The organism is Spirillospora sp. NPDC127506, from assembly GCF_040302145.1.
In the GTDB taxonomy this organism is placed as follows: Bacteria; Actinomycetota; Actinomycetes; order Streptosporangiales; family Streptosporangiaceae; genus Spirillospora.
Map to the genome: position 1 here is coordinate 1 of NZ_JBEORG010000076.1, position 16,058 is coordinate 16,058.

The 16,058-nt window shown below is 73.5% G+C and carries 12 protein-coding genes; 9 read left to right on the forward strand and 3 right to left on the reverse strand.

Annotation, left to right across the window (positions count from 1 at the left end; genetic code table 11):
* Window positions 1-391 precede the first annotated feature (391 nt).
* Window positions 392-1,519 (reverse strand): carboxylate-amine ligase, encoded by a 1,128-nt coding sequence (locus tag ABTW95_RS34865; protein WP_500228555.1) that lies wholly within the window; start codon window positions 1,517-1,519, stop codon window positions 392-394.
* A gap of 112 nt (window positions 1,520-1,631) precedes the next feature.
* Between ABTW95_RS34865 and ABTW95_RS34870 the strand changes: the two genes are divergently transcribed.
* Entirely contained in the window at window positions 1,632-2,576 is a 945-nt protein-coding gene (locus ABTW95_RS34870; RefSeq protein WP_500228556.1) for a hypothetical protein, read from the forward strand.
* On the opposite strand, the gene ABTW95_RS34875 is transcribed toward ABTW95_RS34870, so the two are convergent.
* Both ABTW95_RS34875 and ABTW95_RS34880 read right to left on the reverse strand, forming a co-directional pair.
* Window positions 2,551-3,345, reverse strand: coding sequence for an alpha/beta fold hydrolase (locus ABTW95_RS34875; protein WP_396445949.1), 795 nt, complete (start codon window positions 3,343-3,345; stop codon window positions 2,551-2,553). The genes ABTW95_RS34870 and ABTW95_RS34875 overlap by 26 nt on opposite strands.
* Window positions 3,346-3,400: 55 nt before the next feature.
* Window positions 3,401-5,017, reverse strand: a complete 1,617-nt coding sequence (locus ABTW95_RS34880) for a PucR family transcriptional regulator (RefSeq protein ID WP_396445950.1) — start codon at window positions 5,015-5,017, stop codon at window positions 3,401-3,403.
* Window positions 5,018-5,130: 113 nt separating this feature from the next.
* Here ABTW95_RS34880 and ABTW95_RS34885 point away from each other — a divergent pair, with 113 nt between their 5' ends.
* From ABTW95_RS34885 to ispG, 8 genes are all read left to right on the forward strand, one after another.
* A complete protein-coding gene (locus tag ABTW95_RS34885; RefSeq protein ID WP_396445951.1) occupies window positions 5,131-6,435 on the forward strand; it encodes an aspartate aminotransferase family protein in 1,305 nt (434 codons plus the stop codon).
* On the forward strand, window positions 6,432-7,964 hold the full coding sequence (locus ABTW95_RS34890; protein ID WP_500228557.1) for a CoA-acylating methylmalonate-semialdehyde dehydrogenase: 1,533 nt from the start codon (window positions 6,432-6,434) through the stop codon (window positions 7,962-7,964). The genes ABTW95_RS34885 and ABTW95_RS34890 overlap by 4 nt, the downstream gene beginning before the upstream one ends.
* 244 nt (window positions 7,965-8,208) lie before the next feature.
* Entirely contained in the window at window positions 8,209-8,574 is a 366-nt protein-coding gene (locus ABTW95_RS34895; protein ID WP_396445953.1) for a hypothetical protein, read from the forward strand.
* A gap of 469 nt (window positions 8,575-9,043) precedes the next feature.
* Window positions 9,044-10,306 (forward strand): ABC transporter substrate-binding protein, encoded by a 1,263-nt coding sequence (locus tag ABTW95_RS34900; RefSeq protein WP_500228558.1) that lies wholly within the window; start codon window positions 9,044-9,046, stop codon window positions 10,304-10,306.
* A gap of 753 nt (window positions 10,307-11,059) precedes the next feature.
* Window positions 11,060-12,049 carry a sensor histidine kinase gene (locus ABTW95_RS34905; protein ID WP_500228559.1) on the forward strand — a complete coding sequence of 330 codons (990 nt, stop codon included), beginning with the start codon at window positions 11,060-11,062 and terminating at the stop codon, window positions 12,047-12,049.
* 71 nt (window positions 12,050-12,120) lie between these two features.
* Window positions 12,121-13,347: a 1-deoxy-D-xylulose-5-phosphate reductoisomerase gene (gene dxr / locus ABTW95_RS34910; protein ID WP_396453733.1), complete on the forward strand. Its 1,227-nt coding sequence runs from the start codon at window positions 12,121-12,123 to the stop codon at window positions 13,345-13,347.
* 37 nt (window positions 13,348-13,384) lie between these two features.
* Window positions 13,385-14,584, forward strand: coding sequence for a M50 family metallopeptidase (locus tag ABTW95_RS34915; protein WP_396445957.1), 1,200 nt, complete (start codon window positions 13,385-13,387; stop codon window positions 14,582-14,584).
* Between the two features lie 116 nt (window positions 14,585-14,700).
* Window positions 14,701-15,894, forward strand: coding sequence for a flavodoxin-dependent (E)-4-hydroxy-3-methylbut-2-enyl-diphosphate synthase (ispG, locus tag ABTW95_RS34920; protein WP_500228560.1), 1,194 nt, complete (start codon window positions 14,701-14,703; stop codon window positions 15,892-15,894).
* Window positions 15,895-16,058: the final 164 nt, after the last annotated feature.

Here is a 16,058-nt window from a genome sequence, read left to right on the forward strand (position 1 = left end):
TACCTCGCCCGCGAACTCTTCAAAGCCCTCACCAGCACAAACACAACACACAACGCTCCACCCGCCACCGCTTGACAACCATAGAAGCATCCCGTTGGCGACGCAGGCGATCCTCGCTCCTTTGTTGCGGTCTGTCTTGCCTGTGACGGGCGTGTGTGGCGTCGCTGCGGTCGCCTGCGTCGCCGGGCATGCCCGCTCCGGGCGCAGAGCGCCCTCCGCGTGCCTGCCCGTGGTCGCCGCTTCGGTCGGTGGTCACGGCGCGGGTCTGGTCCAAGAGGGTTTGAATCGTGCTCGTCCAAGTGGCGGCCGCTTTTTTGGCACCTGCTGGGGGTGAACTCCTGTTGGCGACGGAGGTGGCTCTCTCGCGGGGGGTGGGGTGAGGGCGGTCTTGTTAGAGCGTCATGGTTTTCGTTATTGCGTCGGTTACTACGGCTTTTATGTCGTGGGTTCGGGTGTGGGCGGTGCGTTGGTGGTGGGCGCCGTTGCCTCGGTCCAGGAGGTTGTGGAGGAGGGTCTCGGCGGTTTCCAGGTCGCCCGCGTCGTCCAGGGCCGGGGTCAGGTGGTCCAGGAGGGCGGCTACGACCGTGGTGGCGGGGGCGGCTCGGCGGGTGCGGGGGTGGACCAGGTCGTTGCGCAGGCCCGAGCGGCCGGCGCGCCACATGGCCAGGCGCATCAGGTCCGCGCGCACCGGGTCGGGCGGCTCGCCGGCGTGCCAGGCCGCTGCGGCCGTGTCGACCAGTGCCCGGACGAGCGCGGCCATCAGCACTGCGTCGTCGGCGTGCAGGCACACGTCCGCCACGCGGATCTCGACGGTCGGGTAGTGGCGGGACAGCCGGGCGTCGAAGTAGATCATGCCCTCGTCGACGAGCGCGCCGGTCGCGAGCAGCGCGTCCACCGTCGCCCGGTAGCCCGCGGCGTCGCCGAACAGCTCCGTCGGGCCGCTGGACGGCCAGCGGCTCCACACCTGGTGCCGCCAGCTGTCGTAACCGGTGTCGGCGCCCTGCCAGAACGGCGAGTTCGCGCTGAGCGCCAGCAGCGGCGGCAGCCACGGGCGGATGCGGTCCAGGACGGCGACGCCCTCGTCGGGGGAGCCGATGCCGACGTGCACGTGGCAGCCGCAGGTGAGCTGCTCGTCGGCGGTGCGCCCGTAGGCGTCCGCCATCCGCAGGTAGCGGTGCGACGGGGTGAGCGACGGGCGGACGCTGACCGGGGACGTCGCCAGGGCCGCCACGGCGGCGCCCACCCCCGCCGCCGACTTGGCCGCCGCCAGCCGCGCCGACCGGACATGGTCCGACAGCTCGCCGAGCGACGCGCACACCGGCGTCGCCGTCTCGAGCTGCTCGCGTTGCAGCTCGGTGTTCAGCGGGGTCGACCGCCGGCCGCCGGTCAGGAACAGCTCGTCGTGGCGCCGCGAGTAGCCGATGACGGAACCGGAGACCGCCTGCGGCGCACCGCTCACCGGGTCGACGAGGAGCAGCTCCTCCTCCACCCCGAACGTGCGGCCCGTGTGCACAGTCACCAGTGTCTACTTCCCGGGAGTGCACCGATGTACATCGCGGGAAGGGATCGTCCTGGTCACAGGGGCGTGCCTAGGGTGAACGTGACCGAGCGCTTGGTTGAAAGGTGGTGGTATGTCGTATCTCGTCGGCCTGTGGGCCAGTGGAGCCGCCGGCGGGCTGATGCTCCGGGCCATCACCGAGCACCCCGAGCTGGAACTCGCCGGCGTGGTGACCGCCGATCCCCGGCGGGCGGGCCTGGCCGCCACCGAGGACCCGGCGGGGCTGCTGGCCAGGCGGCCGCACGTCATCTGCCACACCGGCGGTTCGGCCGACGATCTGCGCCTCATGCTCCAGGCGGGCGCGAGCGTGGTCTCGAACGCCGTGCCCGCGCTGGTGGACCCGGCGTCGGCCGATCCGGTGCTGGTCCGGCGGCTGCGCTCGGCCTGCGCGACGGGCGGGTCCGCGTGCCTCACCATTGGGCCCGGCATGGTCGGCGACGTGCTTCCGGTGCTGCTCAGCGGTGTCTGCCGGAGCGTCGACGGCATTACTGTCACCGAGTTCCGCACTTCGCCGGACGGCGGGTTCGGCGAGCCAATCGGGCGGAGGCCTCCGGTCGTCCGGGCGGGCGCGCCGGGGCGGAAGTGGGGGCCGGTCGTCCGGCTCCTCGCCCGGCACCTGGCCGTTCCCCTGGACGGCATCGCCGAAGCGCACGAGGTGTGCGCGGCGCCGGAGGAGATCGACGGGCCGTGCGGGCCGATCGGGAAGGGGACCCTCGCGGGGCTGCGCTACCGCGTGTCGGGCATGCTGCGCCGCCGTCCCGTGATCACCGTGGAGCGGGTGGTGCGGGCCCGCGGCGACCTCGCCCCGCACTGGCCGGCGCCGCCGTTCGGCGGGCCGGGCCACCGCGTCGAGATCGCCGGCGAGCCGCCCGTGCGGATGGACCTCGCCGCGCCCGGCGGCGCCCACGCCGCGGCGCTGCGCATGGTCAACGCCGTCCGGGCGGTCGCCGAGGCGCCGCCCGGCCTGCACACCCCGCTGGACCTGCCCGTGTTCAGCGGGCGCCGCCTGCTTCGCTGACCCAGCCGGCGATCAGCGTCCCGGTCTCCTCCAGGCGGTCGACGTAGAGCATGTGCCCGGCCTCGATCTCGCTGATGGCGAGGCGGGGGCCGAGCGCGGCGCGGCAGTCCACGACGAACTCCGGCCGGACGAGGTCGGCGCGCGTCGCGATGACCAGATGGGTGGGCAGGTCCGCGGGCGGCGTCAGGTGGGGGCGGGCCATCTCCGAGTAGGCGGTCACCACCGCCGCCGGCTCGAAGCGCCACCGCAGCCGCCCGTCCGGGGTGGGTTCGAGGTGCTCGGCGACCTCCTCGTCAACGGCGTCGTCCGGCGCCTCGGTCCAGCGTGCCGCCCGGTAGGCGCGTGCCTCCGCGACGTCGGCGAACGACACGGGGGACAGATATCCGCGGGCCTGCCTCAGCGCCTCCTCCGGGTCGAGCCCGATCGCCGGGTCGAGCAGGAGGAGCCGCCGCACCCGCCGCGGCGCCGTCCGCGCCAGATGCACCGCGATCATCCCGCCGTAGGAGTGCCCGACCAGGTCGGCCCGCTCGACGCCCTCCGCGTCCAGCAGGGCCAGGACGTCCGCGACGTGCCGTTCGACCGTCCACGGCGGCTCGTGCGGCGACCGCCCGTGGCCGCGCAGGTCGGGCGCCAGGACGGATCGGTCCGCCAGGTACGACTCCGCCGTCCGCCGCCACCGCGCCCCATGACCGGTGACCCCGTGCAGCAGGACGAGGGGCGCCCCCGCCGGGTCTCCATATCGATGAACATGCAACGCCGCGTCCGTCATGGAGTGAAGCGTATGCGCGGCGGGCCGGTCGCGGACGTCCTTCACCGGCCACCGGTCAGGAACGTTCCCACCGGACGGAGCTGAGCGCGAGCAGGGCGACGTGGAACGACACGCACGACTCCACGTCGTCGAGATCGGCGTCGAGGACGCGCTCGATGCGGCGCAGCCGCTCGTAGAACGCGGGCCGGGAGAGGTGGGCCTGCTGCGCGGCGACGGCCTTGTTCCGCCCCGACTCGAGGTAGATCTCCAGGATGCGGGTGAGGTCGCTGCCGCGCTGCGCGTCGTACTCCAGCAGCGGCCCGAGCTCGCGCTCCACGAACGTCTGGACGCGGGCGTCGTCGCGGAGCAGGTGCAGGAGGCCGCGGAGGCGCAGGTCGGGGAGGCGGTAGAACAGGCGGGCGCCGGAGCCGCGGGCCGCGACGTCGGCGACCTGCTCGGCCTCCAGGAACGAGCGGCGCACGTCCTGGATCGACTCCACCACCGACCCGGCCGCCATCACCGTGCCGCCCGACTGCTTGCGGATGCGGGTGGCGACCTCGGTGAGCGCCGTCTCCACGTCCGCGCGGGCGGGCAGGGAGGCGAGCACGCCGACGCGGGCGTGCGGGCCGCCCTCGTCCAGGACGGCGACGAGCGCGGCCAGGCGGGCGTCCTTGCAGGCGGCGGCGGCCGTCTCGGCGAGCGCGGACAGCTCCCCGACCTGCGGCGCGGGCGTGCCGGGGCCGCGGTGCCGCAGCACCACGCCGAGCAGCCGGCGGCCGGACAGCGGCACGCCGAGCGCGCGGGCGCGGGCCGCGGCCTCCTGCGGGTCGGAGTAGGCGTGCGCGAGGATGCGGGCGATGATCGTCCCGTGCGCCTGCCGCTCGACGCTCTCCGCGTGCCGGTCGAGCAGCCGGCCGAGGGCGAGGGTGGTCGCGGCCCGCTCGATCAGCACGGTGTCGCGCGGCGACGGCGGCGCACCGAGGTCGATGATCAGCCGGCCCCAGTCCTCGCCGCGCGCGCCGACCATGGTCACCAGCCACCCGGACACCGGGTCGTAGCCGGTGCGGCGGCCGGGCCGGACGGCGCGCGAGCGGGTCTCCCACGCCGACAGCAGCTCGGCCGGGTCGGCGCCGCCCGCGTCGGCGGCGAGGACCTGGTGGGCGAGGTTCTCCAGCACGACCGGGTGCCCGCCGAGCGCGGCGACCTGCCGGACGACCTCGTCGGTGGAGGCGCCCTCGACCGACAGCTGGGTGAAGATCTCGTGCAGCCGCTCGGAGGCGCGCAGCTCGGCGAACTGCTCCCGGACGATCCGGGCGTGCACCGCCTCGGTGATGTCGACGAACGCGGGCTCGTGCGCGAGGACGATCACCGGCAGGCCGTGCTCCTCGGCGGCGGCGGTCAGCGCGGGCGGCAGCACGCTGGCGTAGCGCCGGCCCAGCTCGATCATCAGCCCGCTGACCCCGACCTCGGCGAGGTCGGCGATGTAGGCGCGCAGCCGCGCCGGGTCGTCCGGCAGCGCGATCCCGGTCGTCAGCACCAGCTCGCCGCCGTGCAGCAGGTGCGCGATGTCGGTGACCTCGGCGACGTGCACCCACCGGACGCGGTTGCCCGTGCGGTCCGCGCCCGCGACGACGTGCGGCTGGCCGCGGCGCACCGCGTCGAGCTGGAGGACGTCGTCGACAGTGGGCAGCATCGCTCGCGATGATACGCGCGCGGCACCCGGGGCGAGCAGACCGTCAACGGGAGGCGCCCGGTCCTGACACTCTGCGGGTGGCCTGCGCGTTCCCCGCGGCCGACACTTGTGTCATGTCGGAACACGCGAACCTGCTCCGGCGCCACAGGGCGGTCATGCCGTCGTGGATGGCGCTCAACTACTCGGACCCCATCGAGATCGTCGGCGGCAAGGGCGCCCGCGTGACCGACGCCGAGGGGAACGGCTACCTCGACTTCTTCACCGGCATCCTCACGAACATGCTGGGCTACGACGTCCCCGAGGTGCGGGACGCGGTGGAGCGGCAGCTCGCGACCGGCGTCGTGCACACCTCCACCGCCTACCTGCTGCGCGGCCAGGTCGAGCTGGCCGAGAAGATCGCCCGGCTGTCCGGCATCCCGGACGCGAAGGTGTTCTTCGCCAACTCCGGCACGGAGGCCAACGAGACCGCGCTGCTGCTCGCCGCGTACGCGCGGCGCAGCGACCAGGTCCTCGCGATGCGGCAGAGCTACCACGGCCGGTCGTTCGCGGCGGCGGGCGTCACCGGCAACCGCGCCTGGACGAACCTGTCGTTCTCGCCGCTGGACGTCCACTTCCTGCACGGCGCCGACCGGCACCTCCCGCAGTTCGCCGGCATGTCCGACGAGCAGTACATCGACGCGTGCACGCAGGACCTGCGGCACGTGCTCGCCACCGCGACCGGCCCGGACGTCGCCGCGCTCATCGCCGAGCCGATCCAGGGCGTCGGCGGCTTCACGATGCCGCCGGACGGCCTGTTCGCCGCCTACAAGAGCGTCCTGGACGAGTCCGGCATCCTGTTCATCTCCGACGAGGTCCAGACGGGCTGGGGGCGGACGGGCCAGAGCTTCTGGGGCATCGGCGCCCACGGCGTCACCCCGGACATGATGACGTTCGCCAAGGGCCTCGGGAACGGCTTCGCGGTCGGCGGCGTCGTCGCGCGCGGCGACCTCATGGACGCCCTCCCCGCGCTCGGCATCTCCACGTTCGGCGGCAACCCGGTCTCGATGGCCGCCGCGAACGCGACGCTCGACTACCTCCTCGACCACGACCTGCAGGCCAACGCGGCGAAACAGGGCGCGACGATCATCGGCGGGCTGCGCCGGGCCGCCGAGCGGCTGCCGGTCGCCGGGGACGTGCGCGGCAAGGGCCTGATGTTCGCGGTCGAGCTGGTCGACCCGCGCACCGGCGAGCCGAGCCCGCCGCTCGCCTCCGCGCTGATGGAGGCCGCCCGGGAGCGGGGGCTGCTCATCGGCAAGGGCGGCCTGTACGGCAACGCGGTGCGCATGGCGCCGCCGATGAACCTGACCGACGCCGAGGCCGCCGAGGGCCTCGGCATCCTGATCTCGTCTCTCGAGACCGTCAACGAGGAAGCCGCATGACCAAGCACGTCACCCACTGGATCGGCGGCAAGCCGTTCGACGGGCGGTCCGCACGGCGGGGCGACATCTACGAGCCGGCGTCCGGCCGGGTCGCCGGCACCGTCGACTTCGCCGGGCGGGACGAGGTCGGCGCGGCGGTGGCCGCCGCCAAGGCCGCGTTCCCCGCCTGGCGCGACGCCTCGCTCTCCCAGCGCACCAAGGTCCTGTTCAGGTTCCGCGAGCTGGTCAGCGCGCACCGCGACGAGATCGCCCGGCTCATCTCCGCCGAGCACGGCAAGGTGGTCTCGGACGCGGCCGGCGAGGTCGCGCGCGGCCTGGAGGTCGTCGAGTTCGCCTGCGGGATCCCGCACCTGCTCAAGGGCGGGTTCTCCGAGAACGTGTCCACCCGGGTGGACGCCTACTCGATCCTGCAGCCGCTCGGCGTGACCGCGGGCATCACCCCGTTCAACTTCCCGGCGATGGTGCCGATGTGGATGTTCCCGGTCGCGATCGCGTGCGGGAACACCTTCGTCCTGAAGCCGTCGGAGAAGGACCCCTCGGCCTCGGTCAGGCTGGCCGAGCTGTGGGCCGAGGCCGGCCTGCCGGACGGGGTGTTCAACGTCGTCCAGGGCGACAAGGCCGCGGTGGACGGGCTGCTGCACCACCCCGACGTGAAGGCCGTCAGCTTCGTCGGCTCCACCCCGATCGCCCGGTACATCTACGCGACGGCGGCGGCGAACGGCAAGCGGGTGCAGGCGCTCGGCGGCGCCAAGAACCACATGCTGGTGCTGCCGGACGCCGACCTCGACGCCGCCGCCGACGCGGCGGTGTCGGCCGGGTTCGGCTCGGCGGGGGAGCGGTGCATGGCGATCTCCGTCGTGGTCGCCGTGGACCCGGTCGGGGACGAGCTGATGGCGAAGATCCGCGAGCGCGTCGCCGGGCTGAAGGTCGGCCCCGGCGACCACCCCGAGTCGGAGATGGGCCCGCTCGTCACCCGGGAGCACCGCGACAAGGTCGCGTCCTACCTCGACTCCGGCGTCGCCCAGGGCGCCACCCTCGCGATCGACGGGCGCGACCCGGACGTCCTCGGCGGCTCCGGCGACGGGTTCTGGCTCGGCCCGTCCGTCCTCGACCACGTCACCTCGGAGATGGACGCCTACAAGGACGAGATCTTCGGCCCGGTGCTGTCGGTCGTGCGGTCCGCCTCGTTCGACGCCGCCATGGAGCTGATCGCCGCCAACCCGTACGGCAACGGCACCGCGATCTTCACCGGCGACGGAGGGGCCGCGCGCCGCTTCCAGAACGAGGTGGAGGTCGGCATGGTCGGCGTGAACGTGCCGATCCCGGTGCCGATGGCCTACTACTCCTTCGGCGGGTGGAAGGACTCGCTGTTCGGCGACAGCCACGCCCACGGCATGGAGGGCGTCCACTTCTACACCCGGACCAAGGCCGTCACCGCACGCTGGCCCACCGCGTCCCGGCCCCGCGGGCACACCCCGCGGCCCGCCGGTGGCGGCGGCGTGAACCTCGGCTTCCCGAACGGCGGCTGACCCGCCGGCGCGGCGCGCACGGCCGGTGACCCCCGCGGGCACCGGCCGTGCGCACGCGCAGGTCGGGCCGGTTTGGGAATTTCCCACGAACCCGACATTTCGTCGTTGATTTTTGTCCGCCCCCGCGCGACGAATAATGCCAACATCCATTGACGGGCTCTGTGTCCGGCGACACAATCTGACTGTCTCAATTAATTGAGGCGAAATTGAAAAGTCAGGGTCGGCAGTCAAGGGGTGCCGCGCTATGACCGCTGGCGACCACGCAGCAGAGGTGGACGCGCTGGGAAGGCGATTTCCGGGCTGGACCATTTGGTTCGGCCTGTGCACCGGCCACTGGTGGGCGCTGCCGCCCAAGGACCGCGACGTCGGCGATTTCCTGGAGGCCGACACCCCGCAGCGGCTCATCGCACGGATCGAGGTGGTCAAGCACGCCGCACCGAGGCGGCCGCCGGCGCAGCAGCCGGCACCTCGGGCCGACGGCCGACGGCCGTCCCGCGACACCCGGCCGGACGTGCGGCGTCCCTCGAACCTCCGTCGTATCGAGGGCGTCACACCGTCGCCGTTCGGCCGGGCACCGGCGATCGCGTGGCCGGGCAGCACCGCACGGTGATCCGCTGTTCCCCACCCCTCGCCACGCCCGCCGGTGCCGCCGCGGCCCCGGGAACGACGGCAGCCCGCGCCATATCCCTCTCCGGCAACCTCCGTGTATGGCGCGGACGCCAGCACCCGCCGTCCCCCGGGGCCCCGGCGGTTTATCCGTTAAGGAGCCGTCCGAAAAACCGCACATAATGGTGCGGTAATGGTCAGGTAGTTCTTACCTTCCGGAAACAGTGCCGGTACTTGTCCGAGTCGCGATCTTCGGTAATTGCCCGCCGGGCCGCCGCGCGGCGGAGGCGAAATCGCGAAACACCGGCGATCCAATCGCGCCGCCCCCCGGGTGCGACCGGAATGGCCGCGCGGGCCCGCCCGCGGCGCCCGTTCCCGGCGGGTGCGCGCCGTCCCGCCGCGCCGGACGCGCTACGCTGCGCCGATGGGCCCGTTCACGAGGGGGAGGGCCCTGGGCACGGATCGGGAGCGACATGCGGCGGACGGCCACACTTCTCCGCGGGCCGCGCGGCGGGGCGGCGCGCGTCAAGTCGGCCGGGGCCCTGGCCGCGGCCGCGGCGCTCATCGCGGCGGGCCTCGCCGGCTGCAGCGGGGACGGCGGCGCCGAGCCGGTCGCCGCCGCCAAGGCGGCGACCACCCTGGGCCCCGGCGAGGGCACGCTCAACCTCGTCGCGCTGCCGGGCGCGATCGAGAGCGGCGGCACCGACCCGCGCGTCGACTGGGTGACCCCCTTCCAGGAGCGCACCGGCTGCAAGGTCGGCCTGAAGGTCGCCAAGACGCCCGAGGAGCTCGCCGACCTCATGCGCGACGAGGACCGCCGCTACGACGGGGTCGCCGCTCCGCCGGAGGTCGCCGGCCGGCTCATCGCCGAGAACCAGGTCGTCCCGGTCAACACCGACCTCGTGGACGGCTACAAGAAGCTGGAGCCGAAGCTCCGCAAGCTGCTGGAGCGGGACGGCAAGCACTACGGCATCCCGTACGTGTGGGGCGCCAACCTGCTCGTGTACGACACGCGGACCGTCCCGCCGCCGGCGGGCTGGTCCGCGATCTTCGACCCCGGCCAGGCCCGCCGCTACTCCGGCAGGATCGTCATGCGCGACAGCCCGCTCGCGATCGCCGAGGCCGCGCTCTACCTCAAGGGGCGGGAGCGCAAGCTCAAGATCCGCGACCCGTATTCGCTGACGCCCCGGCAGCTCGCCGCCGCCGGGCGCGTGCTGGCGAAGCAGCGCTCGCACGTCGGGGAGTACTGGGCGATCCCCGCCGACGCGATCAGCGCGTTCGCCGGCGGGCGGGCCGTGCTCGGCCAGGGGTGGCCCTACCAGGTGGACGTGCTGAACCGCGCGGGCCGCCCGGTCCGCGCCGTCGTCCCGGCCGAGGGCGTGACCGGCTGGATGGACGCGTGGATGATCGGCGCCCGCGCCCAGCACCCGAACTGCATGTACCAGTGGCTGCAGTGGGCGGCGTCGCCGGACGTCCAGCAGCAGGTCGCCGAGTGGACCGGGGTGGCGCCCGCGAACCCGCAGGCGTGCTCGGGCGACCGGCTCCGGTCCGGCTTCTGCGCCGCCTACCACGTCGGCGACCGCGGCTACCTCGACAAGATCATTTTCGCGCACGCGCCGGCGAAGGCGTGCGGCGGCGAGTCGAAGAAGAACGACTGCACCGACTACGCCGAGTGGACCAGGGTCTGGATCGAGGCGACCCACCCGCAGTCGGCGAAGCCGCAGGCCAAGCCCTAGCGTCCCGCCGAGCCCGGATCGCCCGCCGGATCGCCCGCCCGGGTTACGGGAGGTCTCTCCGGCGCGCCCGGCCGCCCCCAGCCGGGCGCGCCTGCCGGGTGGTCCCGGGCTTCCCCCCGAACGCCCGGGTCACCCTTCTCCCTGGAGAGACCTCCACGACGACGGACGCGAGGCCCGCCGCCTTCGCCGGCGCCGGCTCCCCGGCCGGCCGTCCGGCATCCGTGGGCGACTCCCGTTGGCCCCGCCGCGGGCGGGGTGCCGGCGGGGCGGGTGCGCAGTCGTCGCACGCGAACACCCCGGACGAGTCCGGCAGGCGGCCGACGCGGACGCGCGGCCGGGGCCACCTCTTGCGGCAGACGACGCAGGCGTCGCCGAGGAGCTGAGCTGCGCTCAGCCCGCCCGGGTCGACCGTAGGCTCGTCTGTCCGGCCCATGTTCCATCCCCCTTGCGGGAGTCGCCTTGACACGTGACTCCTTTATAGGCGGGGCGGGGTGTTGGCACTGTTACCGAACGTGAAAAGAGCGGCAAAGCCTCTCGTGTCGGTTGGCCGCCCAAGAGCCGGCCGGCCCAGGTGCGCCGCCCGGGCCGCCGGCAGCGCTCCTACCAGGGCGTTTGCAAACCAGGGTTATGCGAACGCCGGTTGGGTAGTTTGCCTCCTTTTGGGGGTGTTGTACGTAGAAAGGAAGCATGTCGGCCCGGAACGTCGGTCCTCCGCACGCCCGGCCGCACAGGCTCCGCTCCGTACGGGAGCGCGTGACGCTGAACGAGGTCACCGCGCTCGGCTCCCTGACGGTGGCCGCGGTGGCCATCGCGGCCGCCGTGCTGCACCTGCTCGCGGGCACCGCCGCAGGCGTGCTCGTGACCGTCATGGCCCTGCTCGCCGCCGCCGTCGCCGCGGTCGGCTGCTGGCTCGTCCGGCACGCCGTGGCGCGGGCGCTCCAGCCGGTGGAGCGGCTCAGGGCGGAGCTCGTCGCCGCGGCCGACGCCGAGCCGGGCGCCCGCGTCGGCGTCCCGGCCACCGGCGACGACGTGGAGCGGCTGGCCGGCCGGGTCAACCTGCTGCTCGACCGGCTGGAGACCTCGGCCGCGCAGCGGCGCGCGTTCATCGCCGACGCCTCGCACGAGCTGCGCACCCCCCTCGCCGGCCTGCGGACCCGGATCGAGCTGGCCCTCGACGACCCCGACGACGGCGACCTCGCCGACAACCTGGAGCACGCGCTGGACGACGTCGAGCGCCTGCACCGGATCGTCGAGGACCTCTTCGTCCTCGCCCGCCTCGACTCCGGGGACCTGCCGGAGCGGCGGCGCCTCGACCTCGGGGCGCTGGTGGAGTCCGAGGTCGCCGGGCGGACCTCGGCCGTCCCGGTCACCGTCAAGGCGGAGTCGGGGATCATGGTCATGGGCAACCGGTCGCGGCTGGCCCGCGTCCTGATGAACCTGCTCTCCAACGCCGAGCGCTACGCGGTCGCGCGCATCGAGATCCAGGTCCGCGCCGTGGGGGAGGAGGCCGTCGTCGAGGTGCACGACGACGGCCCGGGCATCCCGCCGGACGCCCGCGAGCGCGTCTTCGAGCGGTTCGCCCGGCTCGACGCGGCGCGCAGCCGGGACAAGGGCGGCAGCGGCCTCGGCCTCCCGCTGGCGCGGCAGATCGCCATCGCCCACGGCGGGACCCTCTACGTCGCCAACGGCACCTACGGCGCCCGCCTCGTCCTCCGCCTGCCCCTCGCCCCCGACCCGCCGTAGCACCGCGCTCGCGCCGCGCCCGTGCCGCAGGGGGAGACCCGGGCGGGCGGATGTCCGAGAATGGAGCGGTGATGTCTCCCTCAAGCACCGACACGCCGGGCGCGTCCGCCCGCGAAGTGGTCGTCCTCGGCTCGACCGGCTCGATCGGCACCCAGGCGCTGGACGTGATCCGGCGCAACCCCGGCAGGTTCCGGGTGACCGGGCTCGCGGCCGGCGGCGGGCGGGTGGACCTGCTGGCCGCGCAGGCGCTGGAGTTCGCGCCCGAGGTCGTCGCGGTCGCCCGCGCGTCCGCCGCGCAGGACCTGCAGCTCGCGTTCTACGCCGAGGCCAAGCGGCGCGGCTACTCCTCCGGGGACTTCGCCATCCCGAAGATCGTGGCGGGCCCGGACGCGGTCGCCGAGGTCGCCGCCTGGCCGTGCGACACGGTGCTGAACGGGGTGACCGGCGCGCTCGGCCTCGCCTCGACGCTGGCGGCGCTGGACGCCGGGCGGACGCTCGCCCTCGCCAACAAGGAGTCGCTCATCGTCGGCGGCCCCCTCGTCAAGGAGCGGGCCCGGCCCGGGCAGATCGTCCCCGTCGACTCCGAGCACTCGGCCCTCGCGCAGTGCCTGCGCGGCGGGCGAGCCGAGGAGGTGCGGCGGCTCGTGCTCACCGCGAGCGGCGGCCCGTTCCGCGGCCGCGGCCGCGCCGAGCTGGCCGATGTCACGCCCGAGCAGGCGCTGAACCACCCCACGTGGGACATGGGCCCGGTCGTCACCATCAACTCCGCGACCCTGGTGAACAAGGGGCTGGAGGTCATCGAGGCGCACCTGCTGTTCGACCTCCCGATGGACCGGATCGAGGTCATGGTGCACCCGCAGTCGGTGATCCACTCGATGGTCGAGTTCACCGACGGCGCCACGCTCGCGCAGGCGAGCCCGCCCGACATGCGGCTGCCGATCGCGCTCGGCATCGACTGGCCCGACCGCGTCCCGGACGCCGCCCCCGGCATCGACTGGACGAAGGCCCACACGTGGGAGCTGTTCCCGCTCGACGACGAGGCGTTCCCCGCCGTCGCGCTCGCCCGCCGCGCCGGTGAGCTGGGCGGGACCGTACCCGCCGTTTACAACGCCGCGAACGAGGAATGTGTGGACGCGTTCCGCGCGGGGCGGCTCCCGTTCCTCGGGATAGTCGACACCGTCGCGCGGGTAGTGGAGGAGCACGGTCCGGGCACGCCCGGTGGCCTGACGCTGGACGACGTCCTCGCGGCCGACGAGTGGGCGCGGACCAGGAGCAGGGAACTGACCGGAACCGACTGACCCGGGGACCCCCGGGAACGAGCCCGAGGGGACCCGGATGGCCTTCTTCCTCGGCGCGGTGGCGTTCGTCGTCGCGCTGCTGGCGTCGGTGATGCTGCACGAGGGCGGCCACCTGCTCACCGCCAAGCGGTTCGGGATGAAGGCCACGCAGTACTTCGTCGGCTTCGGGCCGACCCTGTGGTCCACCCGCCGGGGCGAGACCGAGTACGGCGTGAAGGCGATCCCGCTGGGCGGCTTCGTCAAGATCGTCGGCTACACGCCGCTGGAGGAGATCGACGAGGCGGACCGGCCCCGCGCCTTCTACCGGCAGCCCGCCGGCCGCCGCGCCGTCGTCATCGGGGCCGGCGTCGTCGCCAACTTCGTGTTCGCGTTCGTGCTGCTGACGGTGATGGCGATGACGATCGGCGTGCCGCGGCCCGGCTCGGTGACCAGCACCATCGACGAGGTCTCCAGATGCGTGCCCGCCACCATGCGGGACGGCTGCGCCGCCGGCCGTCCGCCCTCCCCGGCGGAGCGGGCGGGGCTGAAGGCGGGCGACCGCATCGTCGCCTTCGACGGCGCGCCCGTCTCCGACTGGGACGACCTCACCGAGGCGATCGGCCGGACGAAGCCCGGGGAGACGGTCGGCGTGGTGGTGCGGCGGGCCGGCACGGGCCAGGAGGCGACGGTGCCGGTCACGCTCGCGGACGTCGGCGGAGAACCCTTCGTCGGCGTGTCCGCCAGGGTCGTCGGCGGCGGGTACGACCGGGAGGGGCCGCTGGACGCGGCCGCGTTCGCCGCCCGGGGCATCGGCCGGACGATCGAGGGCATCGGCAAGGTCGCGGCGGACCTGCCCACCGCGATCCCGAAGCTGTTCACGCCCGAGCGGGAGAGCACGCCCGGAGGCCAGGTCGGCAGCGTGGTCGGCGCCACCGAGGTGTCCGGGCAGATCTTCTCCTCCGACGAGACCGCCCGGGACAAGATCGCGCTGTTCCTGTCGCTGGTCGTGTCGGTGAACATCTTCCTCGGCGCGCTCAACGTCCTGCCCCTGCTGCCGCTGGACGGCGGGCACCTCGCGGTCGTCGCGTACGAGCGGGTGCGCGCGGGCGTCAACCGGATCCGGGGGCGGCCGGATCCGGGCACGGTCGACATGACCCGGCTGCTGCCGCTCACCTATCTGGCCGTCCTGCTGCTGGTGGGGTTCGGGGTGCTGCTGATCCTCGCCGACCTGTTCAACCCGCTGCAGTTGCCGAAGTGATCCGAGATGTTCACGGAGAGTGGCGCGCGGGTGACACTGTTGGATGCCGGGCGCCGTCACGTCGGCGGCACCGGGCGCTTAGGCTTTGTACCGGGGCCGCAAGCATGAGGAGAGGGATGAGCGTTTCACTGGGAATGCCTAATGTCCGCGGCGACGGCGATGGGCAGGGGGCGCAGGGTCCGAGCGCGCCCCGCCGCAAGTCCCGGCAGATCATGGTCGGGAACGTTCCGGTCGGGGGCGACGCGCCGGTGTCGGTGCAGTCCATGACCACCACCCTCACCGCCGACGTGAACGCCACGCTCCAGCAGATCGCGGAGCTGACCGCGTCCGGCTGCCAGATCGTGCGGGTCGCGGTGCCGTCGCAGGACGACGCCGACGCGCTGCCCGCCATCGCGAAGAAGTCGCCGATCCCCGTCATCGCCGACATCCACTTCCAGCCCAAGTACGTGTTCGCGGCGATCGACGCCGGCTGCGCGGCCGTCCGGGTGAACCCGGGCAACATCAAGAAGTTCGACGACAAGGTCGGCGAGATCGCGCGCGCCGCGAGCGACGCGGGCGTGCCGATCCGGATCGGGGTGAACGCCGGGTCGCTGGACAAGCGGCTCCTGGAGAAGTACGGCAAGGCCACCCCCGAGGCCCTGGTCGAGTCGGCGCTGTGGGAGTGCTCGCTGTTCGAGGAGCACGACTTCCGCGACATCAAGATCTCGGTCAAGCACAACGACCCGGTCGTGATGATCGACGCCTACCGGCGGCTCGCCGCCGCCTGCGACTACCCGCTGCACCTGGGCGTGACCGAGGCCGGCCCCGCGTTCCAGGGCACGATCAAGTCGGCGGTGGCGTTCGGCGCGCTGCTCGCCGAGGGCATCGGCGACACGATCCGGGTGTCGCTGTCGGCGCCTCCGGTCGAGGAGGTCAAGGTCGGCATCGCGATCCTGGAGTCGCTCGGGCTGCGCAAGCGGGGCCTGGAGATCGTGTCGTGCCCGTCCTGCGGGCGCGCGCAGGTGGACGTGTACACGCTGGCCGAGCAGGTGACCGCCGGGCTGAAGGACTTCCCCGTCCCGCTGCGCGTCGCCGTGATGGGGTGCGTGGTGAACGGCCCCGGCGAGGCGCGCGAGGCCGACCTCGGCGTGGCGTCCGGGAACGGCAAGGGCCAGATCTTCGTCAAGGGGAAGGTCGTCAAGACCGTCCCCGAGTCGCAGATCGTGGAGACCCTCATCGAGGAGGCCATGCGCATCGCCGACGAGATGGGCATCGAGATCGGCGAGGACGGCTCGGTGACCGGGCCGGGCGCCGACGTCGTGGTCGGCTGAACGGTCGGCTGACCTGACGCGATAGCGAGAGCGGAAAGGGCCCCGGGAGCGATCCCGGGGCCCTTCCGTGTGGTGCGCCCAGCATGGGCGATTGCTTGGGGGTGAAAGTCCCCTGGAGGAAGAGGTGGTGCTAACTCCGAGCCGGAGGCAAGGGCGTCGTCGTG